This window comes from Pseudoalteromonas issachenkonii (assembly GCF_002310795.1).
GTDB lineage: Bacteria > Pseudomonadota > Gammaproteobacteria > Enterobacterales > Alteromonadaceae > Pseudoalteromonas > Pseudoalteromonas tetraodonis.
In genome coordinates this window covers 1479387-1503391 of record NZ_CP011030.1, presented here as the reverse complement: position 1 = coordinate 1503391, position 24005 = coordinate 1479387, and the positions used below count along the sequence as shown (strand labels likewise).

The 24005-nt window shown below is 39.6% G+C and carries 18 protein-coding genes; 7 read left to right on the top strand and 11 right to left on the bottom strand.

Going from position 1 to position 24005, the window contains the following annotated elements:
* Positions 1 to 75: 75 nt before the first annotated feature.
* Positions 76 to 2868 (bottom strand): TonB-dependent receptor, encoded by a 2793-nt coding sequence (locus tag PISS_RS06915; RefSeq protein WP_058154531.1) that lies wholly within the window; start codon positions 2866 to 2868, stop codon positions 76 to 78.
* 658 nt (positions 2869 to 3526) lie between these two features.
* Between PISS_RS06915 and PISS_RS06910 the strand changes: the two genes are divergently transcribed.
* Positions 3527 to 5167, top strand: coding sequence for an alpha-glucosidase family protein (locus PISS_RS06910; protein WP_058154530.1), 1641 nt, complete (start codon positions 3527 to 3529; stop codon positions 5165 to 5167).
* Positions 5168 to 5220: 53 nt separating this feature from the next.
* On the opposite strand, the gene PISS_RS06905 is transcribed toward PISS_RS06910, so the two are convergent.
* Entirely contained in the window at positions 5221 to 5775 is a 555-nt protein-coding gene (locus tag PISS_RS06905) for a TIGR00645 family protein (protein ID WP_058154529.1), read from the bottom strand.
* Positions 5776 to 6018: 243 nt separating this feature from the next.
* On the opposite strand from PISS_RS06905, the gene PISS_RS06900 reads away from it, so the two are divergent.
* The gene (locus tag PISS_RS06900; RefSeq protein WP_016899532.1) at positions 6019 to 6261 is read left to right on the top strand and encodes a hypothetical protein; all 243 of its coding nucleotides are present in this window, start codon (positions 6019 to 6021) and stop codon (positions 6259 to 6261) included.
* A gap of 167 nt (positions 6262 to 6428) precedes the next feature.
* Here PISS_RS06900 and topA read toward each other — a convergent pair whose 3' ends face one another.
* Both topA and PISS_RS06890 read right to left on the bottom strand, forming a co-directional pair.
* Positions 6429 to 9137, bottom strand: coding sequence for a type I DNA topoisomerase (gene topA / locus PISS_RS06895; protein WP_033102497.1), 2709 nt, complete (start codon positions 9135 to 9137; stop codon positions 6429 to 6431).
* A gap of 253 nt (positions 9138 to 9390) precedes the next feature.
* Positions 9391 to 12102 carry an Ig-like domain-containing protein gene (locus PISS_RS06890; protein WP_058154528.1) on the bottom strand — a complete coding sequence of 904 codons (2712 nt, stop codon included), beginning with the start codon at positions 12100 to 12102 and terminating at the stop codon, positions 9391 to 9393.
* A gap of 185 nt (positions 12103 to 12287) precedes the next feature.
* Here PISS_RS06890 and PISS_RS06885 point away from each other — a divergent pair, with 185 nt between their 5' ends.
* Positions 12288 to 13619: a dicarboxylate/amino acid:cation symporter gene (locus PISS_RS06885; protein WP_013464802.1), complete on the top strand. Its 1332-nt coding sequence runs from the start codon at positions 12288 to 12290 to the stop codon at positions 13617 to 13619.
* 83 nt (positions 13620 to 13702) lie between these two features.
* On the opposite strand, the gene sohB is transcribed toward PISS_RS06885, so the two are convergent.
* Entirely contained in the window at positions 13703 to 14719 is a 1017-nt protein-coding gene (gene sohB / locus PISS_RS06880; RefSeq protein ID WP_036956513.1) for a protease SohB, read from the bottom strand.
* A 100-nt stretch (positions 14720 to 14819) separates the two neighbouring features.
* A complete protein-coding gene (locus PISS_RS06875) occupies positions 14820 to 17255 on the bottom strand; it encodes a VolA/Pla-1 family phospholipase (protein ID WP_036956409.1) in 2436 nt (811 codons plus the stop codon).
* A gap of 207 nt (positions 17256 to 17462) precedes the next feature.
* On the opposite strand from PISS_RS06875, the gene PISS_RS06870 reads away from it, so the two are divergent.
* Positions 17463 to 18209, top strand: a complete 747-nt coding sequence (locus PISS_RS06870) for a YciK family oxidoreductase (RefSeq protein WP_028835839.1) — start codon at positions 17463 to 17465, stop codon at positions 18207 to 18209.
* A 61-nt stretch (positions 18210 to 18270) separates the two neighbouring features.
* Here the strand turns inward: PISS_RS06870 and rluB are convergent, their stop codons facing one another.
* The 4 genes from rluB to PISS_RS06850 all read right to left on the bottom strand — a co-directional run bounded on the left by rluB (position 18271) and on the right by PISS_RS06850 (position 21033).
* Complete coding sequence (rluB, locus tag PISS_RS06865; protein WP_008110001.1) at positions 18271 to 19140, bottom strand: 23S rRNA pseudouridine(2605) synthase RluB; 870 nt, start codon at positions 19138 to 19140, stop codon at positions 18271 to 18273.
* Positions 19137 to 19727, bottom strand: a complete 591-nt coding sequence (gene scpB, locus PISS_RS06860) for an SMC-Scp complex subunit ScpB (RefSeq protein WP_013464798.1) — start codon at positions 19725 to 19727, stop codon at positions 19137 to 19139. Before scpB ends, rluB begins: the two co-directional genes overlap by 4 nt.
* Positions 19728 to 19878: 151 nt before the next feature.
* On the bottom strand, positions 19879 to 20400 hold the full coding sequence (locus tag PISS_RS06855) for an EF-hand domain-containing protein (protein WP_028835840.1): 522 nt from the start codon (positions 20398 to 20400) through the stop codon (positions 19879 to 19881).
* A gap of 201 nt (positions 20401 to 20601) precedes the next feature.
* Entirely contained in the window at positions 20602 to 21033 is a 432-nt protein-coding gene (locus PISS_RS06850) for a hypothetical protein (RefSeq protein WP_013464796.1), read from the bottom strand.
* Between the two features lie 240 nt (positions 21034 to 21273).
* Here PISS_RS06850 and xthA point away from each other — a divergent pair, with 240 nt between their 5' ends.
* Genes xthA through rlmA form a run of 3 tightly spaced genes read left to right on the top strand, consistent with a single transcriptional unit; the run spans position 21274 to position 23533 of the window.
* Positions 21274 to 22080 carry an exodeoxyribonuclease III gene (gene xthA, locus PISS_RS06845; protein ID WP_013464795.1) on the top strand — a complete coding sequence of 269 codons (807 nt, stop codon included), beginning with the start codon at positions 21274 to 21276 and terminating at the stop codon, positions 22078 to 22080.
* A gap of 5 nt (positions 22081 to 22085) precedes the next feature.
* Positions 22086 to 22733, top strand: coding sequence for an energy-coupling factor ABC transporter permease (locus PISS_RS06840; protein ID WP_013464794.1), 648 nt, complete (start codon positions 22086 to 22088; stop codon positions 22731 to 22733).
* Positions 22730 to 23533, top strand: coding sequence for a 23S rRNA (guanine(745)-N(1))-methyltransferase (rlmA, locus tag PISS_RS06835; RefSeq protein WP_058154527.1), 804 nt, complete (start codon positions 22730 to 22732; stop codon positions 23531 to 23533). Before PISS_RS06840 ends, rlmA begins: the two co-directional genes overlap by 4 nt.
* Here the strand turns inward: rlmA and yfbV are convergent.
* The gene (gene yfbV / locus PISS_RS06830; protein WP_016899917.1) at positions 23517 to 23963 is read right to left on the bottom strand and encodes a terminus macrodomain insulation protein YfbV; all 447 of its coding nucleotides are present in this window, start codon (positions 23961 to 23963) and stop codon (positions 23517 to 23519) included. The two genes, rlmA and yfbV, sit on opposite strands and share 17 nt — an antisense overlap.
* Positions 23964 to 24005: the final 42 nt, after the last annotated feature.

Here is a 24005-nt window from a genome sequence, read left to right as displayed (position 1 = left end):
AAACTTAGGTAAGGTAGTTATAAAAAAGCCCTTGTAAAACTAATTACAAGGGCTAATAACTTAACTAAATTTCAGTTAAAGCTTGTAGCTAAATCCAAGAATAAAGTTACGCCCATAATCTTGGTAATCACGCACTTGTAAAGCATTATCACCACTTAGTGTTGTAAATGGTTCTTCAGTGATATTTTGTACTTGGAATGTCACATTTAAGCCATCTAAGCTCTCAACACCTGCTTCGCCAAAATCGTAACCAACTTGTACGTCCCAAATTGTTTCACCTAAGATATTCACTTGCTGAGTTTCATAACCTGCGTTGTAAATATCACCTTTAAAGTCGCTACGCTTACGCATACTAGTACGTGCTTGGAAGCCATAGTTTTCATAATAAAAAGTTATGCTTTCAATTTTATCCGACAAACCAGGTAATTCGTATTCATTACCGTTTTGATCTTCAATATCTTGTTCAATTCCTGTATGGCTGGCAATTAAACCAAAACCTTCTAATGAATCACTAAAAATATTAAACGGTAGAGCAAGAGACAATTCATAGCCCCAAAGATCTCCACCACCGCCATTCACTTTACCTGATCCAGTACCGGTACTATTCTCTGGTATCTCACCCGTTGAAGGGTTAGCAACTCCTGACATATCAACTTCGTATACACCATCAAATATCCATTGGCTTAAGTCTTTATAAAATACAGCCGCTGAGAAGTATCCTTCTGCACTAAAGTAGTTTTCATAAGTAAAATCAAAACCCGTTGCTTCTTTTGGTTCAAGTGTAGGATTACCACCAGATACTGACCAATAGTTGCCATTCTCATCAGGACGCTCAGAATTGTAGCTCGCATTAACAGAAGCATTCATTTCATCTAGGCGGGCTCGTGAGATAGTTTTAGCGGCACCAAAACGCACAGTTTGATTTTCATCTAGCGCTAAAGATAAATTAAGACTAGGTAAAACATGACTATAATCGTGTGACACATTGTTAGGAACGGCTTCAACTAGACCAGTCACGTCATTCGGCACAGCCGCAAAACCTTGCGAAGATTGCTCAGTTCTAACATAGCGAACACCAAAGTTACCTGTTAATGGTAGTTCACCTACTTCAGCATTAATATCAGCTTGAACAAAAAACGCCGTAACTTTTTCTTGAACTGTGTACGACTGCGTAGTGTGTTTTATATCCGTTAAACTTTCTTGAATTGAGTCATAATATCCATCGTCAACTAGTGCACGGGTATCATAGGCAATCATATCCCCCATACCGATAAAGCCTAAGCTAGCTGTTCCGAGGCGATATTGCTCTGGAACGACAAGCGTACCAGGATTATCTAATGAGAAATCGCTTAATGTTAAGTAATACCCTTCAGACTTTTTACTCTTCTCGCGGTCGCGATATGACATACCAAAACTTACTTTGCTTAAGTAATCGTTTTCTAATAGCTTGCTTGCTGCTAGTTTTAAAGTATGTAGTTCATCATTAACTTCAGGTGCATTAATAAAGCCATCTTGTGCGGTGTTTTGATAAGCCGTATCATTTAAGCCGTACTTATTATTTAGCGCTGAGCTGGTTCCCCATGACAAAGGACCACCTAACTGAATTAAAGCATAATCACTATAATCTAACTCGTGGCTAAATTTGGCGCCGGTATTGCCGCCATCAAGTGAGTAACCAATGTTGTCAGCAATACCGTTTGCATCGCCACGGCCTGTGCCAGAATAACTTTGTAAGCTCCAGTCCTTACGCTCAACTTCAGATAAGCTCGCATCAAACTCTACCGACCATGAATCGTCAATGTCATATTTAGTATTAAATCCAAATTGCGTTAATTCAGCATCACGTTCTTCAACATCATTGCGAACTACAACGCGTTGACCTTGCGTTGTTGCACTGGTGATAAAGCCAGACTGTTCATCTACAGTAACACTATTCGGGTCGATGCTACCTTGACCCCAGGCGAAAGGTACTTCAATACCACGTAAGATTTTTTCATCGTTAAAATCTACATATAACGCATCAAACGTCATGTTTAGACGATCATTTGGTGCAGCTTCCACTACTAGCATCGCTGAATCACGTTCAAGTGTTGATGAACGTACGAATGGTTTAGCGCCGCCTAAGATTGAATAATTCTGTCCATCAACGTCGAATTCAGGGTATCCCCAAGAATTCCAGCGTTTTTCTTGGTTTGGTGAGCTCATTGTGTTGTAAGCAAATGCAACACCTATAGTGTCATCTGCAAACTGATCAATGTATGAAACCGTGCCACGAAAGCCTTTATCATCACCATCAGGATTTAGCTTATCAAAACCTGACTGCTCTAACTGACCATTAAACATGATCACGCGCTCGCCTTTACTTAAAGGCTTTACCGTTTGCATGTCGATTACACCGGCAATACCTTCAGCTTCAATACTGGCACTTGGTGTTTTATAAACGGTTACGCCGCTCATTATTTCTGATGGGTAAAGGTCAAACTCAACACCACGGTTGTCACCAATCGATACTTGCTCACGACCATTAAATGTTGTTGCGCTTTCGTTTTCGCTAAAACCACGAACACTTACACGACTAGCACGGCCATCAAGACGTTGCGCTGTTAAACCTGGTAAACGTGCGATTGACTCTGCAATAGATGTATCTGGAAGTTTACCAATGTCTTCTGCAGAAATTGACTCAACAACCTGTGTTGAAAAACGCTTAGTATTAATTGATTCAACAACACTACCGCGAAAACCTTTTACTTCAATGATTTCTACATCATCATTTTTTATTGTTTCTTCTTGTGCCGCAGTGGTGGCAAAGCTTGATAGTCCGGCAGCAGTTAATGCTAGCGTTAGTATACTTGGTTTGAACATAGCCATAATGTTTTCCCGTTACCCATAATGTGATACCCGCTTACTTGCTTAAGTGATAGTTAAGCCTGCGAGCTTATTTTGTTGTCAGGATGAATATTAACGCTCGTATTATTTTATTAACAACTTTATGCATACGTATTCAAAGTTACACCACTCGCATTAAGTTAACATTAAATTTACACGGCACTTTATAAGTCACTGTTTTATTATGAGTTATTTTAGTGCAATTAGCATTTATAGCTTTAATGATAGTCATTATTTATTTTTTGATAAAATAAGTGTGTCATTAAACATAAATAAAGTGACACGACGCTATTTTATTTTCTAATTTATTATTATGGAGGACATTTATTTAAGTACAATTGGTAAGACCAATATTAATAATCACCAATTAAGTGCGCCCCCTTATTTTTAAGCACCTAAATAACGCAAACAATAAATTAACAATTTAACAAACCAAATTGGTAAAGAGATATTCAATAAACCGGCGTTAAAATCGATGAAATAAGCGATTGATTTAACCTCTTTTAATGGCCTTAAAACGGTGCATACGTATGCAGACTTTTTACAGTATGACGGGCTTCAAGTATGCTTTTTCAAATAAACGAGGATTAACACCTCTAAAAAAGAACAACACAAAGACAGTGTGAAAACGGAGAAAGGCATGGCCCAAAAGCAATGGTATAAAGGTGCGGTTATTTATCAGGTTTATCCGCGAAGCTTTCAAGATAGCAACAACGATGGCATTGGTGACTTAAAAGGGATAATTAATCGCATTGATTACATTAAAAGCTTAGGGGTGGATGCTATCTGGATCTCACCTTTCTTTAAATCACCTATGAAAGATTTTGGTTATGATATTAGCGACTATCGCGATATCGACCCCCTTTTTGGTAACTTAGATGATTTTGATGAGCTCATTGCGCAAGCACATCAACGCGATATTAAAATTATTATAGACCAAGTGCTTAGTCACACCTCAGATCAACACCAATGGTTTATTGATAGCCGTGAAGATTTAACCAACGATAAAGCTGATTGGTATGTATGGGCCGATGCTAAAGAAGACGGAACAGCACCAAACAACTGGTTATCAATTTTTGGTGGCGGTGCATGGCAATGGGAGCCGCGTCGTGGACAATACTACTTACATAACTTTTTCACGGAACAGCCTGATCTTAACTTTCATAACCCCGATGTTCGTCAAGCTGTACTCGATAATGTTGAATTTTGGCTTAAAAAGGGCGTGGATGGCTTTAGGTTAGACGCAATTAACTTTTGCTACCATGACGCTTTGCTTCGTGATAACCCAGCTAAACCAAAAGAAAAACGTCAAGGCCGTGGCTTTAGCGAAGATAACCCGTATGCATTTCAGTATCATTACTACAATAACACCCAACCTGAAAACATAGAGTTTATGCGTGATATTCGTACTTTACTCAACAAGTATCCAGGTACCGTATCACTGGGTGAAATTTCATCTGAAGATTCATTAGCCACAATGGCAGAATACACCCAAGGCGGCGATAAACTGCACATGGGTTACAGCTTTGAGCTACTAACTGATGACTACTCGAGTGAATATATAAGAAACACCGTTACTACACTTGAACAACGTATGACTGAAGGCTGGCCTTGCTGGGCATTTAGTAACCATGACGTAGAGCGCGTTGCAAGTCGTTGGAGCGAAACGGGTGAAGTAAACCCTGCGCAATGTAAGATGTTAACCGCCCTATTGGCCTCGTTACGTGGTAGCGTGTGTATGTATCAAGGTGAAGAACTCGGGCTAGGTGAAGCCAGTGTTGCGTTTGAAGATTTACAAGACCCATACGGCATTACGTTTTGGCCAAACTTTAAAGGCCGTGATGGTTGTCGTACCCCAATGCCTTGGGAAAACCTTGATAGCTCACATGCCAATGCTCACAATGCGGGCTTTAGTGAAGTAAAACCGTGGTTACCTGTTGATCAACAACATAGGCTGCAAGCAGTTGCTGAGCAAGAGAATGATTCAAACTCAATATTAAATGCGTACCGTGAATTTATGGCATGGCGTAAAAACCAGCCGGTATTACTTGAAGGTGATATTGAGTTTTTACAAACCCAAGAGCCAATCTTAGCGTTTTACCGTACTCTAAACGATGAAAAAATGTTGTGTGTATTCAATTTGAGTGCTTCACAAGCAAAACTTACTATTAATGCAAGTGTTGAAAATGAACATAACGACCTTTCTCATCACAACGCAAAGCTTGATAATGAAACACTGACAGTTGAGCCATTTGGTTGTTATTACGCCCACTGCAGTTAATATTTGCATTATTATAAAAAACCCGAGCACTGCTCGGGTTTTTTTAGCATTTTTTAATGGCTAATTGTTTTACTATTTAAGTAATCAGTAAATGCAAACAGTACACCCGACACAACAAAGGTAACGTGTATCAGCACTTTCCAGAGTAATTCATCATTTGAATGAGATGCAGAGCTTATAAACACTTTTAGTAGCTCAACGGCTGAAATGGCGACTATTGCACTAATCAGTTTCATTTTTAAACCAGAAAACCCTACTTTTCCCATCCATACGGGACGGTCTTCATGATTTTCGATATTAAGCTTAGAGACAAAGTTTTCGTAGCCACTAAATATAATAATTAATAAAAGTCCAGCTAACAAAGCGGTATCAACCAAAGTTAATATACCCACCAACAACTCTTGATTACTGGCAGTAAACGTTGCGATCCCCATCAAATACAGCTGTTTAAAAAATTTTATTAGTAATAAAACCACAGCAAATAGTAAACCGACAAAAAATGGGGCTAATAACCAGCGTCCTTTGAATATAAACGACTCAAGAGCATGCTCTACTTTATGAACAGGTTGTATTTTTTTATTTATATTATTTGTATCTGGCTCTGACATAAGAACACCTAAAAATTAAAACGCGACATTAGCCTAAATTTAGCTGTAACACAATTAGTTAAGGTTAAACACTTTTACGCGATACGCTCATCTTGACGATAAAAATATTTCGTTTCCCTTTATTTTATATTCGATTAAAAATCAATATACCAACAGAGATGTTCTGGCTTGGTTACACTTGTTTTATGTAGGCATTGTATGAATGCATAACTCGATTGTTACTCCATTTTTAGGAATAAGAAAATGAATAAAGCATTACTCGCGTTAATCGTTGCACCATTTTTCGTTTTATCTGCTGCTAATGCAGTGGCAAACGATGCTACAGACGCTTCAGCTGAGACGATTCAAGAATTCACAGAAATGTGTGTTAGTTGGGCTAAAGAAGACGACGTAAGCAATGAAGAGCTTTATAACTATGTTTTAAAGTGTGTGAATGATGAACTAACATCTGAAGGCTATAACAAAGTCACTGCTGTTAAAATTTAATGAATAATTGTGTGAATTGAACCTAAATTGGTTACATTTTTTAATCCTGTAAAGTAAAAAATCAGATTAGAAATGCCATTGCGATAGGTTTGATTTGACAAAAAAAACCGGAACTGTCACAGGCTGTGCATTCCGGTTTTTTATTACTTAAAGCGGTGAATAATTAATTATTCATCGTCTTTTTTTACTTTTGCTTTCGCTTTACTTTTAGCAGGCGCTTTTTTAGCGGCGGCTTTCTTTTTAGGCGCGGCTTTTTTCTTAGCCTCTTCTACCCATTTACCACCTTCGTAGTGTGCCGTCCAACCAGTTGCTTTGCCATCAACCTCAGTCATTACATACTGTGATTTATTCTTACGACTGTAACGCACAACAGCAAGATTACCATCAGGATCTTTAGCTGGTGCATCAGCTAAGTAGTAAAACTTAGGCGAAATACGATCTCTAAAACGCTGTAACTCTTCTACTTTGGGGGCGCGTGTTTCTCGTGATTTAGGGAACGTATTTGCTGCTAAGAAAATACCTGCAGCACCATCACGTAATACAAAATAGGCTTCAGACTTTTCACATTCTAATTCAGGAATATGAACGGGATCTTCTTTTGGTGGCGCGGCTTCGCCATTTTTTAATAACTTACGGGTATTTTTACACTCGTCATTGTTACAGCCAAAATACTTACCAAATCGACCTGATTTTAATTCCATATCGGCGCCACATTTATCACATTCAATAATAGGGCCGTCGTAACCTTTAATTTTAAACGTACCCTCTTCAACCACATGCCCATGACACGCTGGGTTATTACCACACACGTGTAGTTTACGGGTTTCATCGATAAGGTATGAATCCATCGCTGTTTCACAAATTGGACAGCGCTTCATTTGCATTAATGTTTCTGTTTCAACGTCTTCAACATCAGCTGCAACCGCTTCATCACCCGACACTAAGTTCATAGTGGTAGTACAGCGCTCTTTAGGTGGCAAGTTATAACCAGTACATCCTAAGAATACGCCCGTTGAAGCAGTACGAATACCCATTTTTCTGCCACACGTTGGACAGTCAATGTCGGTTTCTACCATTTGATTAAGACGCATACCGCCTTCATCGGGTTCACCTTTGGCAATATTCAATTGCGTTGAAAAATCAGCGTAAAACTTATCGAGAACTTGCGTCCAAACACGCTCACCTTCGGCGATATCATCTAAACGGCCTTCCATTTTAGCGGTAAAATCGAAGTTCATTAAATCGGTAAAGTTTTCAACAAGGCGATCGGTGACAATCTCCCCCATTTTTTCAGCGAAAAAGCGACGATTTTCTACTCGTACATAACCACGGTCTTGTATCGTTGATATAATAGAGGCATACGTAGATGGACGACCAATCCCACGTTTCTCGAGCTCTTTAACTAAGCTTGCTTCACTAAAACGAGCCGGTGGCTTAGTAAAGTGCTGCTTAGGATCAAGCTCAACTAACGTGAGCACCTCGCCTTGCTTAACAGCAGGCAGCGATTGATCTTCTTCATTCTTTTTACGTACTGCCGGTTGCACTTTAGTCCAACCATCAAAACGTAAAACACGTCCTTTTGCTTTCAATGTAAAATCGTTGGCAGCGACCGTTAAGGTGGTTAAATCGTACTCAGCTGGCACCATTTGACAGGCCACAAACTGACGCCAAATAAGCTCATAAAGCTTTTTCGCATCGGCATCCACACCTTCAACATGCCCAGAAAGCACTGATACGCTAGAAGGACGAATCGCTTCGTGCGCCTCTTGTGCATTACCTTTAGAGCTATAGTTAATCGGATCAGCAGGTAAATACTTGGCACCAAACTCATTGGTTACGTATTCGCGACACATTTCAACCGCATCTTTCGATAAATTAGTTGAATCGGTACGCATATAAGTAATATAACCCCCCTCGTATAAACGCTGGGCAAGCATCATGGTCTTTTTAACGCCATAACCTAATCGGGTACTTGCTGCTTGTTGCATTGTTGAAGTAATAAATGGCGCACTTGGACGGCTCTTACTTGGTTTCTCTTCAACGCTGACAACTTTATATTCGGCATTCTCAAGGCTTTTAACTGCTGCACTAGCCTGAGCTTCATTTACTGGCTTAAATGGCTTGTCTGCTTGTTTAGTGACTTCTAAACGTAGGTCAGACTCGCTATTTTTAACATCGGCATGAATGTCCCAAAATTCTTCAGGAATAAATGCTTTAATTTCACGTTCGCGTTCAACTAATAAACGCACTGCAACAGATTGCACTCGACCCGCTGATAAACCACGCGCTACTTTAGCCCATAATAGGGGCGATACCATAAAGCCAACAACACGGTCTAAGAAGCGACGGGTCTGCTGTGCATAAACCATGTCGGTGTTTAACTCACCTGGGGTTTCGAATGCTTGTTGTATTGCATTTTTAGTGATTTCGTTAAAAACAACACGCTTATATTTTTCTGGCTCGCCACCAATTATTTCTTGAAGGTGCCAAGCAATTGCTTCCCCTTCTCTATCCAAATCCGTTGCGAGATAGATTTGATCAGCATTTTGGGCAAGCTTTTGTAATTCTTGAACAACCTTTTCTTTACCCGGCAATATTTCGTAATGTGGCTCCCATCCTTTTTCAGGATCGATGCCCATTCGCGCGACTAAGTTAGTATAGTCACGTTGCTGTTTATACGCTGCTTTCTCATCAGGTGGCATTTTACGCACCTCAGCAGGCGTTTTGCTTGCTGGTGCTTTGTTTTTGCCAGAACCTGAAGTAGGTAAATCTCGTACGTGTCCAATACTGGACTTAACGATAAAATCATTACCTAAGTATTTATTAATTGTTTTAGCCTTAGCAGGTGACTCTACAATTACTAGCGATTTGCCCATAGTTGCCTATTTCTAACCTAGTTTTTTAAATGTGTTTAGCCGACTCATGCGGCGCGAATATTTATAGGTATATCTACAAACACTAGTTCTTACAAGCTTTTAATACAAACTTTTCAGTATTTACTGAATAAACAAACAATTTCTGTTGTAAATTTAATCAAACCAGTGCTTTTTGAATAATTGATGTGGAATATATAGAATAGAAACAAAAATGCCAACCTTATTGGTTGGCATTTTCTATGCTTTATTAATTTTAAACCTTAGGCTCGTCTAAAATCGACATCACGGTATATTGAGTTTTCACTCCACCAGGAGTCACAAATTCGATGTATAAAAAGCCAGAATCAACATCATTTGGCTCAGCCTCTTTTGTAATATTTACTGAAACAGAGATAGGCACTTGTTGAGCAGTATTCACAACGGTGTAATCTGTTAACCCTCTTAACACACCATTGTCGGCAGTGACAGTAACTGTAGTACCTGCAGGCAATGGATTATTATGAATATCACTGAAGAAGATAGTCACTGAAATCGCGCTGTAAGGTGTGGAATTGCTAATATCAATAAGGTTTATGTCACACATACCCGCCATATCGGAAGCTTCTAAGCGAATACCATCACTTAAACTACAGTCATCTAAAGCCGTTACAGCTCTAATGTAAGGTGTACTTCCAGACATCACTAACTCTGAACGATCGCGTACATTTACTGTTTCACGCGTACATGCATTTGCAGCAAGCGCCTCGTCACTACATAACAAGCCATTGTAAATGCCATCGCCGGAATCAAACTGACCATTATTTAGTGCACCAGAGCGCTCCACATACCACTCATCCTCACCGCCATTAGAATTTACAGGGTTCGCAGGTGCGGGTAAATTTCCGTCAAAAATACCGTTTTCATTAAAATCTATAAATGCTTCAGGTAAATCTTGTAATGTAGAATCAAACTCGTTTTGATTAAATTCACCGTTAGCAGATACATCATTAAATGATTCTTCACCCACTGAGTATGCTAGCAAGCTTACACGACCACCTAATGGATAATCTATTGGCGCATTACTTGGCGCATCCGCAAGTGATATCGGGTTACCACTACTATCAAGATAGGTAAGTAGATTGCCGTTTGTGTCTAGTTGTGACTCTCTGATACCTAATGTACAAGGTGCTGCTTGACCAAAAAAACGGTCACACTTATCAGCCACAGAGTTTTTATAAATGCTGTAATGATAAGGAATTGGGTTTTGGCTACGCCACTGCGCTTTACACACACCATCTATGGTGCGACAAAGTAATAAAGGTGTAAATTGTTGATCATCTATTGTGCCTACTGCACCACCTTCGCTGGCTATATAAATTGCCGTGTTATCAGGAACAAAATTATTAAAGTGATCGGCTGCAAATACAGTTAAGTCTGTTGTCACCCCGGCTTCATTTAATGACTCGGTATTAAATGTTTGCACTGCAAGCGTAAAACTGTCTTGATCTGGCACACCAGTGGTAATGGTTATGTCATTTGACACAATAGAAATCACATTATTTTGTGATGTATCGCCACTCACAACTTGATGTGATGCAATAACAGATAAAACTCCTGCGGCTCTTCCTGAGCGGACATTTACAGTTACTAAACCTTCGTTATTGGTAAACTGAAATGCACTGTCTAGCAACGCGCCGCCGGGGTTTTGCGAAAGAGCAAAATCAATCAGCTTTTGACCAACAGGGTTACCATTAATATCTAAAAGTTTAAAGGTAAGCTCTGAGTTTTCAGTGAGAGTCTGACCGCCAGCTCCTTTAATAGCTAACACTTGATTGGTCACACCCATAAACGCGATTGAACCCGTTTGAGCGGCAGCTACATTAATATTAATTGTTTTAGTGGCAACGTTGCCACCGGTAACCACGGTTGCTGTAATCGTATCTATACCATTACAACCATCCGCTTTATAAGTTGCGCTTGCCGTGCCGCCAATGCTAGTTACCACACTATCGATAGTGGCTCTAGGAGTAGATTCTTCTGCACATGCCGAGTTAAATTGTACTTCAAGTGGAGTGGTGAATAAGTTATTGCTGCTATCTACAATCTGAGCGGTAATAATAGTAGTAGAACCTGCAGACAACACATCACCAGTTGCAATACCCGCGCTTAAATTGACATTTACTTGAACAGCGTTAATTTCAAATAAAGCACTCGCAACGCCGCCCTGAGCGGTTAACTCAACTTGGCCAACACCTGAGCTGCTGCCAGGCAATAAATTCAAAATAGCAACACCAAACGCATCCGTTTTAGCCGTTAAGCTTTCAGGTAATAAAATACCTAGCGTTGTTGTCGCTTGAACAAGTACATTACTTGCTGGCGTATTACTGCCAGGTTTGGTGATTTTTGCGTATACAATAGCTTGTTGCCCGAGTAAATTACTATTTTGAGAACATTCAGATGGATCAAGCTCTATAGAATCTCTGTCTATATTTAACCAGCTATCAGGGCAGTTTTGTAAAATTTTAATGTCAATATTTGCGGTTGAGTCATTCGATTGAGGCTCATCACCTGCCGTGTAAAAGCCAAGTTTACTTGTGGCATCTTCGTAACTTGCAACAATGGTTCCTGCTCCTTCAACACTACCCGCGCTAAGCTCGATAGTTGCAACACCGCTGGAATTTGTTAAAGCGCTACCTGTAGCCGGTATAAAAGAACCCAGTGTTGTGGTAAAGCTTACCTCTTGACGCACAACAGGTTGACCATCACTTCCGGTTACCGTTGCAACCACCTCTAGCGGGTTATCAGCAGTAACAATTCTATCTTCAAAATCAAGTTCAACTTGAATTGCTTGTTCGACAACGTCTCCACCGGTGCCTCCAGTATCACCGCCAACGGTTCCACTTTCTTTTTCCAGTGAGCCACCACCGCCACAGGCTATGAGTAATGTGCTGAGCCATATAATGCTGAGCAAACGAGTTAAAGGCATAGGTTTCTCCGTTGCGCTATTACTAAGTTAAACTTATTTACTTAATGTTAACCTATAACTTAGTCTAAAATCTCAGTTTTTTACTCCTTTTTTTGATAAAAATTTTTAAAAAGTTGACGTTTTTTCTGTAAAAAAAATTACATGCTGTTAGTCTATGCCAAATTTATAAAAAATAGATTGGAAATATGTCTAAAATCCGTTCAATGAGTTTAACTACTCGCATCATGATTGGTATGGTGCTTGGTGTTGCAGTAGGCTTTATATTTCAGGCTATATTAGCTGGTGAAGACGATTACCTAATTCCTCTTGGGTTATTCTCTTTGCCAATTAAAGCCTTTTTTGTTGATGGCCTTTTCCATGTAGGTGGGCAAATATTTATAGCCAGTTTGAAAATGCTGGTTGTGCCTTTAGTATTTGTATCGCTGGTATGTGGTACCTGCAGTTTAAGCGATCCGAAGAAACTAGGCCGTTTAGGCGGTAAATCAATTGGTTTATACTTAGTTACAACGGCAATAGCGATTACAGTCGCGATTACCTTAGCGTTACTATTTAACCCAGGTGAAGGCATTGGGTTACCCTCTCAAGCAAGTTATGATGCCAAAGAAGCGCCTACTTTAGCTCGCGTAATTATTGATATGTTCCCTACCAACCCTTTTGAAGCAATGGCAAAGGGCAACATGTTACAAGTAATTGTGTTTGCTCTATTATTCGGTATTGCAATGGCACTTAGCGGAAAAGCAGGTAAACGTGTCGCTACTGTATTTGAAGACTTAAACACCGTTATCTTAAAACTGGTTACTTTGCTAATGAACATTGCCCCTTACGGCGTATTTTTCTTAATGGCTAAATTGTTCACTACCATTGAACTAAACTTAATTGTGAGTTTAGCTAAGTACTTTGGCGTGGTTGTATTAGCCTTATTACTACACGCATTTGTAAACTACACCCTACTGCTAAAAATACTCACGGGTCTAAACCCGCTCACTTTCTTGGCTAAAATGAAGCACACTTGTTTATTTGCTTTTAGTACCTCAAGTTCAAGCGCGACTATGCCTATTACACTTGAAACGGCAACTAAAAAGCTTGGCGCTAATAATTCGGTCGCTTCGTTTACTATTCCGCTTGGTGCAACCATTAACATGGATGGCACCGCAATTATGCAAGGTGTGGCTACGGTATTTATCGCTCAGGTATTTAGTGTTGACTTAACTATTTCTGATTACTTAATGGTGATACTAACTGCAACGCTTGCCTCTGTTGGTACGGCGGGTGTACCTGGTGTTGGTTTAATTATGCTAGCCATGGTACTTAACCAAGTTGGCTTACCTGTTGAGGGCATCGCCATTATTATTGGTGTAGACAGATTGCTTGATATGACCCGTACAGCAGTAAACGTAACGGGTGACTGTATGGTTACGTGTGTCGTCGCTAAAAGCGAAGGTGAACTAGATGAAAGTATCTTTAACGACCCAAATGCAGCAAAAGATTTAGAGGACTACCACAAATCTATTGATTAGTATTTCTGACAATAGTCATAAAAAAAGCCTTGCTACTTCGTTAAGTAACAAGGCTTTTTTGTTGGGTTTAAGTGATTAAATTATTAAGGGTTTAACGCCTTAAACTTTGACATTAAACTTACACCCGCTTTATTCACACCATGGCTCAAACCCATTGCCAGCTTGTCACTTAATCCTTTTTTAATCTTGTATTGCACTTTATAAATTTGATATTGCTGTTGTTGCTCTAACAACGCATCATCGCTGGTTTTAATAGTATCGACTAACCCTTTTTCAATTGCTTGGGTTGCAAACCAATGTTCACCCGTTGCCACTAAATCCATATTTAAACTTGGGCGCTGAGTGCTCACAAAAGTTTTAAACAATACATGAGTTTGCTCTATCTCTTCGCGGAACTTTTCACGGGCTTTATCGGTATTTTCACCAAATAAAGTTAACGTGCGTTTAAATTCACCCGCCGTAATTTGCTCAAACTCGACATCATTTTTCTTTAAAATTTTATTAAAATTTGGAATTTGTGCAATAACACCAATAGAGCCAACAATTGCAAACGGTGCTGCAATAATATGATCAGCCACACAAGCCATCATGTAACCACCACTGGCGGCGACTTTATCTATTGATACAGTCAACTCAATACCGGCTGACTTTAAACGTTGTAATTGTGATGCGGCTAAACCATAGCCATGTACCACGCCACCACCACTTTCAAGGCGAACTAACACTTTATCTTTTTTTGCATCCGCTATCGAAATTATCGCGGTCACTTCTTCGCGCAAGCTTTCTACTTCATGTGCGTCCATACTGCCTTTAAAGTCAATAACATAGAGTCGTGATTTAGGCGCTTCTTTGTCCGCTTTTTTTTGCTCTGCTTTTTGTTGTTTTTGATAGGCTTTTAACTCTTTTTTACCTAGCGTATTATTTAAAAAGCTTTCTTTTATATTGGTCAGCTGCTCTGATAGGTCATCAATTTCAATCTCACCTTTTTTCGCTTTTGGCTTAACAGCCGAGCTTACAATTAAGGTTAAAATCACAGCAATAGCAATAACAAAGGTAATGGTTTTTGCAAAAAATAAGCCGTACTCGTATAAAAATTCCAACTGTGTTCTCCGTTTATAAATTTCAGCCAATTTAGCATGCTTTAAAATAAAAAAAAGCCACTATACAGTGGCTTTTTAGACTTAATTGAGTGGTTGATTATTAATTAGTCACAATGTCAGTATCTGATACAGATAATAAACGTCCACGCGATGCTAGATAAGTTGCAATTTGCAATTGCATTTCTGCATTAGCTGCGGCGCTGCCCGCTGCTGTAGACGACTGTCTTTCATCTTGCGCCGGTGTCAATACCGAGCCATGATGACCTGTGTTAAATTTAACTAAATAGCTAGCGCCCATCTCTGTTGGTGCTTGAGTTGTACTCACTGTTTCTAACCCCATAAAGTTAGCTAGAGGTAGTGTACCTGCAATTGGATTGTTAGCAGTCATCGGCGGAATAACTTGGTCTGGCTTGTTACTATCAGTACCATCACCAACAACAACATTCATATACACAGGTGTTTCTAGTGCTTTAACCGTTGCTGCATAGTTAGTCGGGTCGCCACTATCCAATGCGGTTTGAGCTGCAAATACAAACTGCGTCATCACGCCCTTAATGTTAGCCAATTTATCAGCTTCTCCCGCCATCGTTAGCGATGCTGCAAATTCATTAAAGCCACAGCTTAAGAAGTCCTGCATGTCTGGTAACAAGGCGCCACAGTTTGATAACGCACCAGCATTTAAGAATGCATTAAACTCGTCAGCTTCAGCAGTTCCAGCTTGAGAAAGTACAGAGCCTTGAATAAATGGACCAAACGCGGCTGACTCTAATAAGAAGCTAGCAATACCGCCACCGCCGCTTGCCAATGCAACAGCATTAACTTTAAAGAGTGGGTCTACTTGATCAGCCAATGGGCTATTCGCTTGTGCAATAAATGCAGGCGCTACAATTGAGCCCAGTGAATGGCCAATATAAGATACATCTCTAGAATTGAGTGAACTATCACCACTGAAGTTTAAGCCTAAACGTAAACCAAGTAAGTCAGCACTTGACTGGCGTAAGCTATCTCTGGCGACCAATAACGAGCTTAGGTTCATGTAACTAAGTACAGAGCCTGATGTTGCGTTAAAGTCATCTGTGCCATCAACATCAACATCTATTCCACGCTCGCCATGACGAGGATGGTCAATTGCAACCGTTGCAAAGCCTTGCAATGAAAGCTGCGCTGTTAGCGTTAACATGCTTTCTTTTTGTGTGGTAATACCGTGTTGCATAATAACCACTGGCCAGCCATTTTCTGGCATAGCAGCAAAAGGCTCTAAACCTAAGCCTGTTCGGTACGCATTAACAACCGGTAAAATCGGTTTGGTAATTTGTACTGGCACATTTTCCATACTTTGCATTTTAGGAAGTGAGTTATATTTAGTTAAGTGTTTAGTGCTATCAAGCCCTAAGTCACGAAGCTGTCCATCACTCAAAGCAGCACACATCGCATCGTTAGTGCTAATGGGATCAGTTGGGAACGCTTCACCCGCTTGCGCTTTGTAACCTAAAATAGCAACGGCACTGTCACACATACCTTGCCAGTAAGTATCATTTAAATCACTGATTTCTTTACCCGTAGGTGTACCTAAATACATAGGTAGCTGGATGCTGCCTTTTTGATACTGTGCTACTTGGAATACGTCAGGCACCGTTACACCTTGTATTGCAAACGCTTGTTGTACATTAGCCATAGGCTGTGTTGGAATTTGCAACGCAGGCGTTGGAATTGTTGGCTCTGTTAAGCTTGCTGCTAAAACCTTTTTAATCGTGCCAAGCACAGGACCTGCTGATTGCATTGTCATGGCAGCTGAGTAAATGATATCGTCTTTGGTGATATTTCCTGAGCTTACCACTACGTTTTCGTAGCTGTTAACAGCCCCTTGCAGCGCAAGTTGTGATGGCGTTACTAACGGCGCTTCTTGTTTAACAGTGGCATATGTTGATGATGGCTCAATTGAGCGACCTTCTGAATCTTTAAGCCCAGTCGTTAATACATTAATGTACGAGCTACCAGCCTTAAATGGCTTAAGTGGAATAATTGCAACCGCGTCTCCAGAGCCTTGTGTAACAAAATCAACACCAAAGGTTAATTCGCCCACTAATTTACATGCAGCACCGGCTGGTGCTTGTGAGCATTCGGCATCTGTTAGGCTTGCACCCATGATCACTTCAAAAATACGTACTGAGCCTGGTGAAGCTGCAGACGTTTCATCTAGGCTAATGCCCGGTGGAAACGTTAAATCTATTTTAAAAGGAACTTGCGTAGACCAGCCATCAAGTGCCCCTAGTGCAAGTTGCGGATCCGCATACGCAGCGCGAGGGATAGAAACATTTTCGTCATTTAGCTCACCAGGAATGTTTAATGTGCCATCGCGCGTACCGCTCATCAATAAATCATTAGGAACCGAAATTACACCATTTGCAGGGTCAAATTTTACCGTAGCTTTTGGAATAACTGTAACTGAATCGTTTTTAACATCTTCTAACGTTTCTCCGCCGCCACAGCCTGCTAATGCAGCTGCAACTGAGAGCGAGAGTAGCATTTTTTTCATAGTGTTCTCCGCACAAATCTTATTTTTATAGTGTGTTTATAGTCAGTGTAATTAAGTTAAAATAATGTAGCTAGTATATTAATGAGACATTAGACCAGTTAAACTTAACGTAAACTTTCTAGTTTCGCCACCTAAATTTGTAATAAATTCGATTACTTGTCGATTTGCTATGTTAAAATCAAAAAAAATTTAAACATTGGTACTTTTATGCATACCTATCAAGCAACTGAAAACGCACTTAAAGACAAAGTAATTTTGATAACAGGCGCAGGTGATGGTATCGGCCGTGTTGCAGCAATTACTTATGCTAAACATGGTGCAACCGTTATTTTATTAGGAAAAACAACTAATAAACTAGAATGTGTGTATGACGAAATCGTCAATGCAGGCTACCCACAGCCAGCGATTGTGCCTATGGACTTAAAAGGTGCAACTAAACAAAACTACCGCGACCTTGCTGCAACTATCGAGAGCCAATTTGGCCGCCTTGATGGACTATTAAATAACGCGGGTATTTTAGGTACTTTAGGGCCGTTGGAGCACTTTTGTTCATCAACATTCGAAAATGTAATGAAAGTAAACGTAACTGCACAAGCAATGATCACCAAAGCGTTGTTCCCTGTAATGCGTAAGTCAAAAAGTGCTTCAGTGGTATTTACCTCATCGGGTGTAGGTCGTAAAGGAAGAGAATTTTGGGGACCTTACGCTATTTCTAAGTTTGCGGTAGAGGGTATGATGCAAACATGGGCGTGTGAAGTTGAAAAAACGCCAATCCGTGTTAACTGCATCAATCCAGGCGCAACACGTACATCAATGCGTGCAAGTGCATTTCCAGGTGAAGATCGTGATTTACTAGCAACACCTGAAGATTTAATGCCAACTTACCTGTATTTAATGAGTGATGACTCAAAAAATATCAATGGCCAATCGTTAGACGCACAAGCTAAAAAGTAATATTTAGTTTTAAACGTAAAAAAGCCGCTATAAAAAGCGGCTTTGTTGTTTTATGCTTTAATTACTTACGTTTAGTCGGTTTTACACGTTGATTGTGCTTTTTAACCGCCTTGCGAATTTGGTTTATTTTAGCGCGCTTGTCTTTACGCTTTTCAGGAATAACCGACAGCTTAGTTTGTGTTTCTTTGCCAAGCTTTACTGTTTTACGTAAATAGTTAACCGTATCTAAATCATACTCAATCCAGCCACCTTGCGGTACACGCTTATCAAGCTCTAATTTACCGTAACGAATACGAATAAGACGTGATACTTCCACATCTTGTGATTGCCATAAACGACGCACTTCACGGTTACGACCTTCGTTAAGCGTTACATTATACCAACGATTAATACCTTCACCGCCCATAGGCTTGATACCAGTGAACTTTGCGGGGCCATCTTCAAGTTCTACGCCACGCAGTAAGTTTTTCATTGTTTCGTCAGTGACTTCACCAAATACACGTGCTGAATATTCGCGTTCAACTTCATAGCTTGGGTGCATTAAGCGGTTTGCCAATTCACCGTCATTGGTAAACAGCATTAGGCCTGAGGTATTCACGTCTAATCGGCCTACTGCTATCCAGCGATCGCCATCAATACGAGGTAAGCGGTCAAAAACGGTTCTACGGCCTTCAGGGTCTTTACGCGTACTTAACTCGCCTTCTGGTTTGTTATACATAATTACACGACAAATTCTGTCTGCTTTTTCTTCTATTTTAACGGTATGGCCGTCAACACGAATTAAATCGGTTTCTTCAACCCTGTCGCCTAACTTAGCTACTTTACCATTTACACTCACACGATTTGCATCAATGTATTTTTCCATTTCACGGCGTGAGCCTACACCTGCACGGGCTAGGACTTTTTGTAACTTTTCACCTTGTATACTCATTCGGATGGTTCTCTCACAGAAGGATCACTTAATAACTGGGTAATTTTACTTTGCTGTTGCTCTGGCAATGCGGGTAAATCATGAAGTCCCGTTATCGAAAAATAATCTAAAAATTGTTTAGTCGTTGCATAAAGTGCCGGTTTACCGGGTACTTCTTTATGCCCAACTACTTTAATCCACTCTCTTTCAAGCAGAGTTTTAATAATATTTGAGCCAGTTGCTACACCCCGCACTTGCTCAATTTCACCACGGGTAATGGGTTGCTTGTATGCAATTAACGACAGGGTTTCGAGTAAAGCTCTCGAGTATTTAGGGGCACGTTCTTGCCATAAATTACTCAACCATGGGCTTAAACTACTGCACGCTTGAAAACGATAGCCACTGCCTACTTCAACTAAACGTATTCCACGCGTCTGATAGTGAACTTGAATGGCCTCTACAGCATCATTAATGCGCGCCATAGAAATTGCTAAGTCGTTTAAAACCGTGTCCTTAAGATGACGTTTTGATACGGGTTTGCCTGCCACAAAAATCGCCGCTTCAATGATTTCAATTAATTGTTCATCACTAATTCGCCGACCAACCATAATCACTCTAAAGTTAATAAAAACACACAGCCATCTATTATGACAGAACAACGGCAAACTAGGAAAACATATTAATAAAATAACATTTTATAGGTATAAAAAAGCCAGTGAAAAACACTGGCTTGGTATCAAGTGTATTTAATAATGTAATTTAGCTATTTTTAAATTGCTCAAGTGCATCGTCCTCTGCAACAGAATCACCATGCTTTTTGATATAGCTATTAAACTCTTTTTTACTTACTCGTTTATCTTTATTGCTGTCCATGTAACCAAAATGATTTGAAATATCATCATCGTCAGCTTCAGAAACTGAAATAAAGCCGTTGCTATCATTATCTAAGCTTTTAAAGTCATTTTCTATTTTATCAAACTTCGCAATATCAGCCTTAAATGCAGACTCACTCACTTCACTATCTGTAGCAACTTTCCCAGCATTTAGCTGCATATAAGCATCATATTCATTACGGCTTATTTGATTATCCATATTTGTATCTATATTTGAAAAGTGCTGCCAAATACTATCATCGTCGGCTTCTGTTTTAGAAATAAAGCCATCGCTGTCGTTATCTAAGCTTGCAAAATCACTGTCGATTTTTTCTAAACCTTGATTTGAAGAACAAGCGGCTAAACTCAATGCGGCTAAAACAGTAGAAGCTATCGTTAATTTTTTCATCAGACGTATCCTTGTATTAATAAATTTCAAATCTAGTAATACAAATACGATGCCAAAAAAATAAACCATTAAAATCAAACAATTAACCAAGAACAACTTCTATTACGATATTTAATAATGCAATTTTTGCAAGCTACTCTGGTAATTTTTGCAAAAAAAAAGCTCGGTAATAACCGAGCTATTTATATCTAATACGGTAATTTAGATTGCAGCGTTTTGGTAACGCTTAACAAAATCAGTAACGCTTTGGCCATTACACTTTAATGAATTTAAGTTACCAATTTGCTTACGTACTGGTTGTAAGCCTTGCTTTAATGCAGTCATACATAACTGTGTTTCTTGGTGTGAATCTTTTGCAAATACTTCTACTTTAGACACAACTGATTGCGTTGCTGCTTCTTTTTTTGCAATGTCACGGATGTCTTGACCGTTACATAGGATACTTTTTGAATAACGCGATAAATATACACCGTGCTTTGCTGCCATTTTACGAGCAGCCGAAAACCCCTCATTGGCGCTTACTACACATAAGTTAGACTCTAATTTGTTGTCTTGGCTGTAATACGTATTGCTTTGCGCAGTAGCAGTTACAGAAACAAAAAGAGAGGCGGCTAAAAGTAATTGAGTTTTCATCAGGTAGTCCTATTTGAACGAGTTAAACAAACGATTTTTGCGCATTATATAGACAACTTTTAACATATCAATTGAATATTTTATTTATTTTATTATTTAATATTGCATTTACAATGTTTAAACATTAAGCAAAAATTGATCAACATTTGTGCAGCTATTTTCTCGTTTCAGTCATGTTATGTCGCTCCAAATACTGATACAATTTAGCTAACAATGAAAATAAATTTGAAGGTAAACTTTATGAAAGTGATTTCTTTTAATATCAATGGCCTGCGTGCTCGCCTACATCAGTTACAAGCTATTATTGATAAACACCAGCCAGATATTATTGGTCTTCAAGAGATAAAAGTGCACGATGAAGCATTTCCGCTAGACGATGTACAAAAAATGGGTTATCACGTTTATTTTCATGGACAAAAAGCGCATTACGGTGTGGCAATGTTATGCAAAAAAGAGCCTAAGTCGGTATTAAAAGGCTTTTCCACCGACACAGATGAGTCGCAAAAGCGAATGATCAGCGTTACCGTAGAGCAAGAAAATGGCCGTGACCTGCATGTCATGAATGGCTACTTCCCGCAAGGCGATAATATCAACCACGAAACTAAATTCCCTTATAAACGTCAATTTTATCAAGACTTAATGACTCACCTAAATAGTCATTACACGCCTGATCAAGATGTAATTGTAATGGGCGATATTAATATCTCTCCAACCGATTTAGATATTGGTATTGGTGAGGTAAACGCAAAACGCTGGTTAAAAACCGGAAAATGTTCATTTCAACCCGTTGAGCGTGAATGGCTAGCAACGTTATTAAACTGGGGCTTTAAAGACACCTTTAGAGAGCAAAACCCAGAAACTAACGATCAATACTCGTGGTTTGACTACCGCTCTAAGGGTTTTGTTGATAATCGTGGACTAAGGATTGATGTGGTTCTGGCAACGCATGACTTAGCAGCTCGCTGTATCGACACCGGTATAGATTACGAATTACGTGCTATCGACAAGCCTTCAGATCATGCGCCTATTTGGTCTGAGTTTAATTAACGATTATGCTAAGCGTGCAATTACAGGCATTACTGTGGATTGGTGTTATTGTTATTGGCTTTTTAAGTGTTAATAAATCAACATACGCCAATTTATTTAATACGCCAGCAAGGCAAACCGGTGTGTTTGCCTGCGCGCTGGTGCTCGCTTTACTATGGCGTATAAAAGCCGGTATTTTACCTGGTCTTGATCTTCATATATTGGGCATTACTGCTGTTACGCTGATTTTAGGCTGGCGTCTGGCTATTTTAAGTTGTGTATTAGCAACAGCTCTGCTAACTGCTTTTGGACAAATAGCATTCGAGCTGATTGCGGTAAAATTACTAATAAGTGCGTTTATTCCAGTATTATTAAGCTACTTTGTATTTATGCTTTGTTACCACTACTTAGCGCGGCACTTTTTTATCTATATATTTGTTTGTAGCTTTTTAACGGCTGGTGTCGTTGCTTGCGTTAACATTATACTCGGGGGTGTTTTTTATTACGCAATTGGCGAATATAATTGGCATCAGCTAACAGAAAACTACATTTATCTCAGTCCTATTTTAGCGTTTCCTGAAGCAATGCTAAACGGTATGGCAATAACTGTTATGATCACCTATCGCCCGCACTGGGTAAAAACTTTTTTTGATAAGGACTATTTAGGCTCATGAGTCTTCATTACCATTGCCCTATTTGCAAACTTCCATTGGCACTTAATGAAAAAACATTACGCTGTGATAATAACCACAGCTTTGATTTTGCCAAAGAAGGCTATGTAAACTTACTCCCCGTGCAAAATAAAAACTCTAAACAGCCCGGTGACTCTTTAGAAATGGTACAAGCAAGGCGTTCTTTTTTAGAGCAAGGCCATTATGCATTTTTACAGACAGCCTTAGCTAATTTAGTCAAACCGCTCAATGCAAATATAGTGATTGATTTAGGGTGTGGCGAGGGGTTTTACACCCATGCTATAGCAAATAACACGCAAGCTACTGTGTATGGTGTTGATATATCTAAGTCGGCGGTAAAATACGCAGCAAAACGATACAAACAATGTCAATTTAGCGTGGCATCAATAAGCCACGCGCCGTTTAATGATCACCTTGCTGATGTGTTAATTAGCGTGTTTGCCCCTTTGTTTGACGATGAACTTTCTCGCCTTGTTAAAGAGGATGGCTGTTTAGTGGTGGCAAGCCCTGGGCCTATGCACCTCAAAGAGTTGAAAAAATATATCTATAATACGGTAAATGAACATACTGAAGTGGCTACGCCAACAGGCTTTAAACAATCATCGCAACAGCTCATTGCAGAGCAAGTGTCACTCACATTTAGCGACGTAAGAAATTTAATAATGATGACACCCTTTGCATGGAAGTTCAGACCCGAGCATTGGCAGGCACTTGAACAAAAACAGCATCATAAGGTTACCTTGTCATTTTATATTAGCCAGTTTGTTAAAACTGCTCTTTAGTAAAGGTTTTATCCATTTTATCAAACATGTCTTTTAACAATTCAGCAAGCTCCAAATAGCGGGGCTTGTTTTTCCCCATTTGTGCGTCGTAACCGTTGGCGATCATTTTTGCAAATAACTCGTTGTACCATTGCAGCATAGCGGGTTCTAATTCTGTTTGCGCCCGTTTACCTAGCCATAAAAGCCCTTGTAACGGCAAGGAGATAAAAAATAGACTACTGGCAATAGCTTGAGGTAAAAAATCAGGGCCTAAATAATTAAGCTGAAAAAACAAAGTTAGCATGGCTAAAATAGGCATTACTGTAATCGCAAGCTCGGTTGCTCTGATCACTTTAAACTCGGCAAATAATGGCGCGACCTCTTTACGCATAGGCCATGTTTTAGCATAAGCGCGCCCTAATTGAACTTGTGATATCACACTTTTTTGCATTATAAATCCTCACAATCACGGCATTTAACACTTCAAAAAGCA

Excerpts from the sequence above, each read along its gene's own strand:
- PISS_RS06915 (WP_058154531.1), bottom strand. The coding sequence starts at position 2,868 with ATGGCTATGTTCAAACCAAGTATACTAACGCTAGCATTAACTGCTGCC.
- PISS_RS06910 (WP_058154530.1), top strand. The coding sequence starts at position 3,527 with ATGGCCCAAAAGCAATGGTATAAAGGTGCGGTTATTTATCAGGTTTAT.
- PISS_RS06905 (WP_058154529.1), bottom strand. The coding sequence starts at position 5,775 with ATGTCAGAGCCAGATACAAATAATATAAATAAAAAAATACAACCTGTT.
- PISS_RS06900 (WP_016899532.1), top strand. The coding sequence starts at position 6,019 with ATGAATAAAGCATTACTCGCGTTAATCGTTGCACCATTTTTCGTTTTA.
- topA (WP_033102497.1), bottom strand. The coding sequence starts at position 9,137 with ATGGGCAAATCGCTAGTAATTGTAGAGTCACCTGCTAAGGCTAAAACA.
- PISS_RS06890 (WP_058154528.1), bottom strand. The coding sequence starts at position 12,102 with ATGCCTTTAACTCGTTTGCTCAGCATTATATGGCTCAGCACATTACTC.
- PISS_RS06885 (WP_013464802.1), top strand. The coding sequence starts at position 12,288 with ATGTCTAAAATCCGTTCAATGAGTTTAACTACTCGCATCATGATTGGT.
- PISS_RS06875 (WP_036956409.1), bottom strand. The coding sequence starts at position 17,255 with ATGAAAAAAATGCTACTCTCGCTCTCAGTTGCAGCTGCATTAGCAGGC.
- PISS_RS06870 (WP_028835839.1), top strand. The coding sequence starts at position 17,463 with ATGCATACCTATCAAGCAACTGAAAACGCACTTAAAGACAAAGTAATT.
- rluB (WP_008110001.1), bottom strand. The coding sequence starts at position 19,140 with ATGAGTATACAAGGTGAAAAGTTACAAAAAGTCCTAGCCCGTGCAGGT.
- scpB (WP_013464798.1), bottom strand. The coding sequence starts at position 19,727 with ATGGTTGGTCGGCGAATTAGTGATGAACAATTAATTGAAATCATTGAA.
- PISS_RS06855 (WP_028835840.1), bottom strand. The coding sequence starts at position 20,400 with ATGAAAAAATTAACGATAGCTTCTACTGTTTTAGCCGCATTGAGTTTA.
- PISS_RS06850 (WP_013464796.1), bottom strand. The coding sequence starts at position 21,033 with ATGAAAACTCAATTACTTTTAGCCGCCTCTCTTTTTGTTTCTGTAACT.
- xthA (WP_013464795.1), top strand. The coding sequence starts at position 21,274 with ATGAAAGTGATTTCTTTTAATATCAATGGCCTGCGTGCTCGCCTACAT.
- PISS_RS06840 (WP_013464794.1), top strand. The coding sequence starts at position 22,086 with ATGCTAAGCGTGCAATTACAGGCATTACTGTGGATTGGTGTTATTGTT.
- rlmA (WP_058154527.1), top strand. The coding sequence starts at position 22,730 with ATGAGTCTTCATTACCATTGCCCTATTTGCAAACTTCCATTGGCACTT.
- yfbV (WP_016899917.1), bottom strand. The coding sequence starts at position 23,963 with ATGCAAAAAAGTGTGATATCACAAGTTCAATTAGGGCGCGCTTATGCT.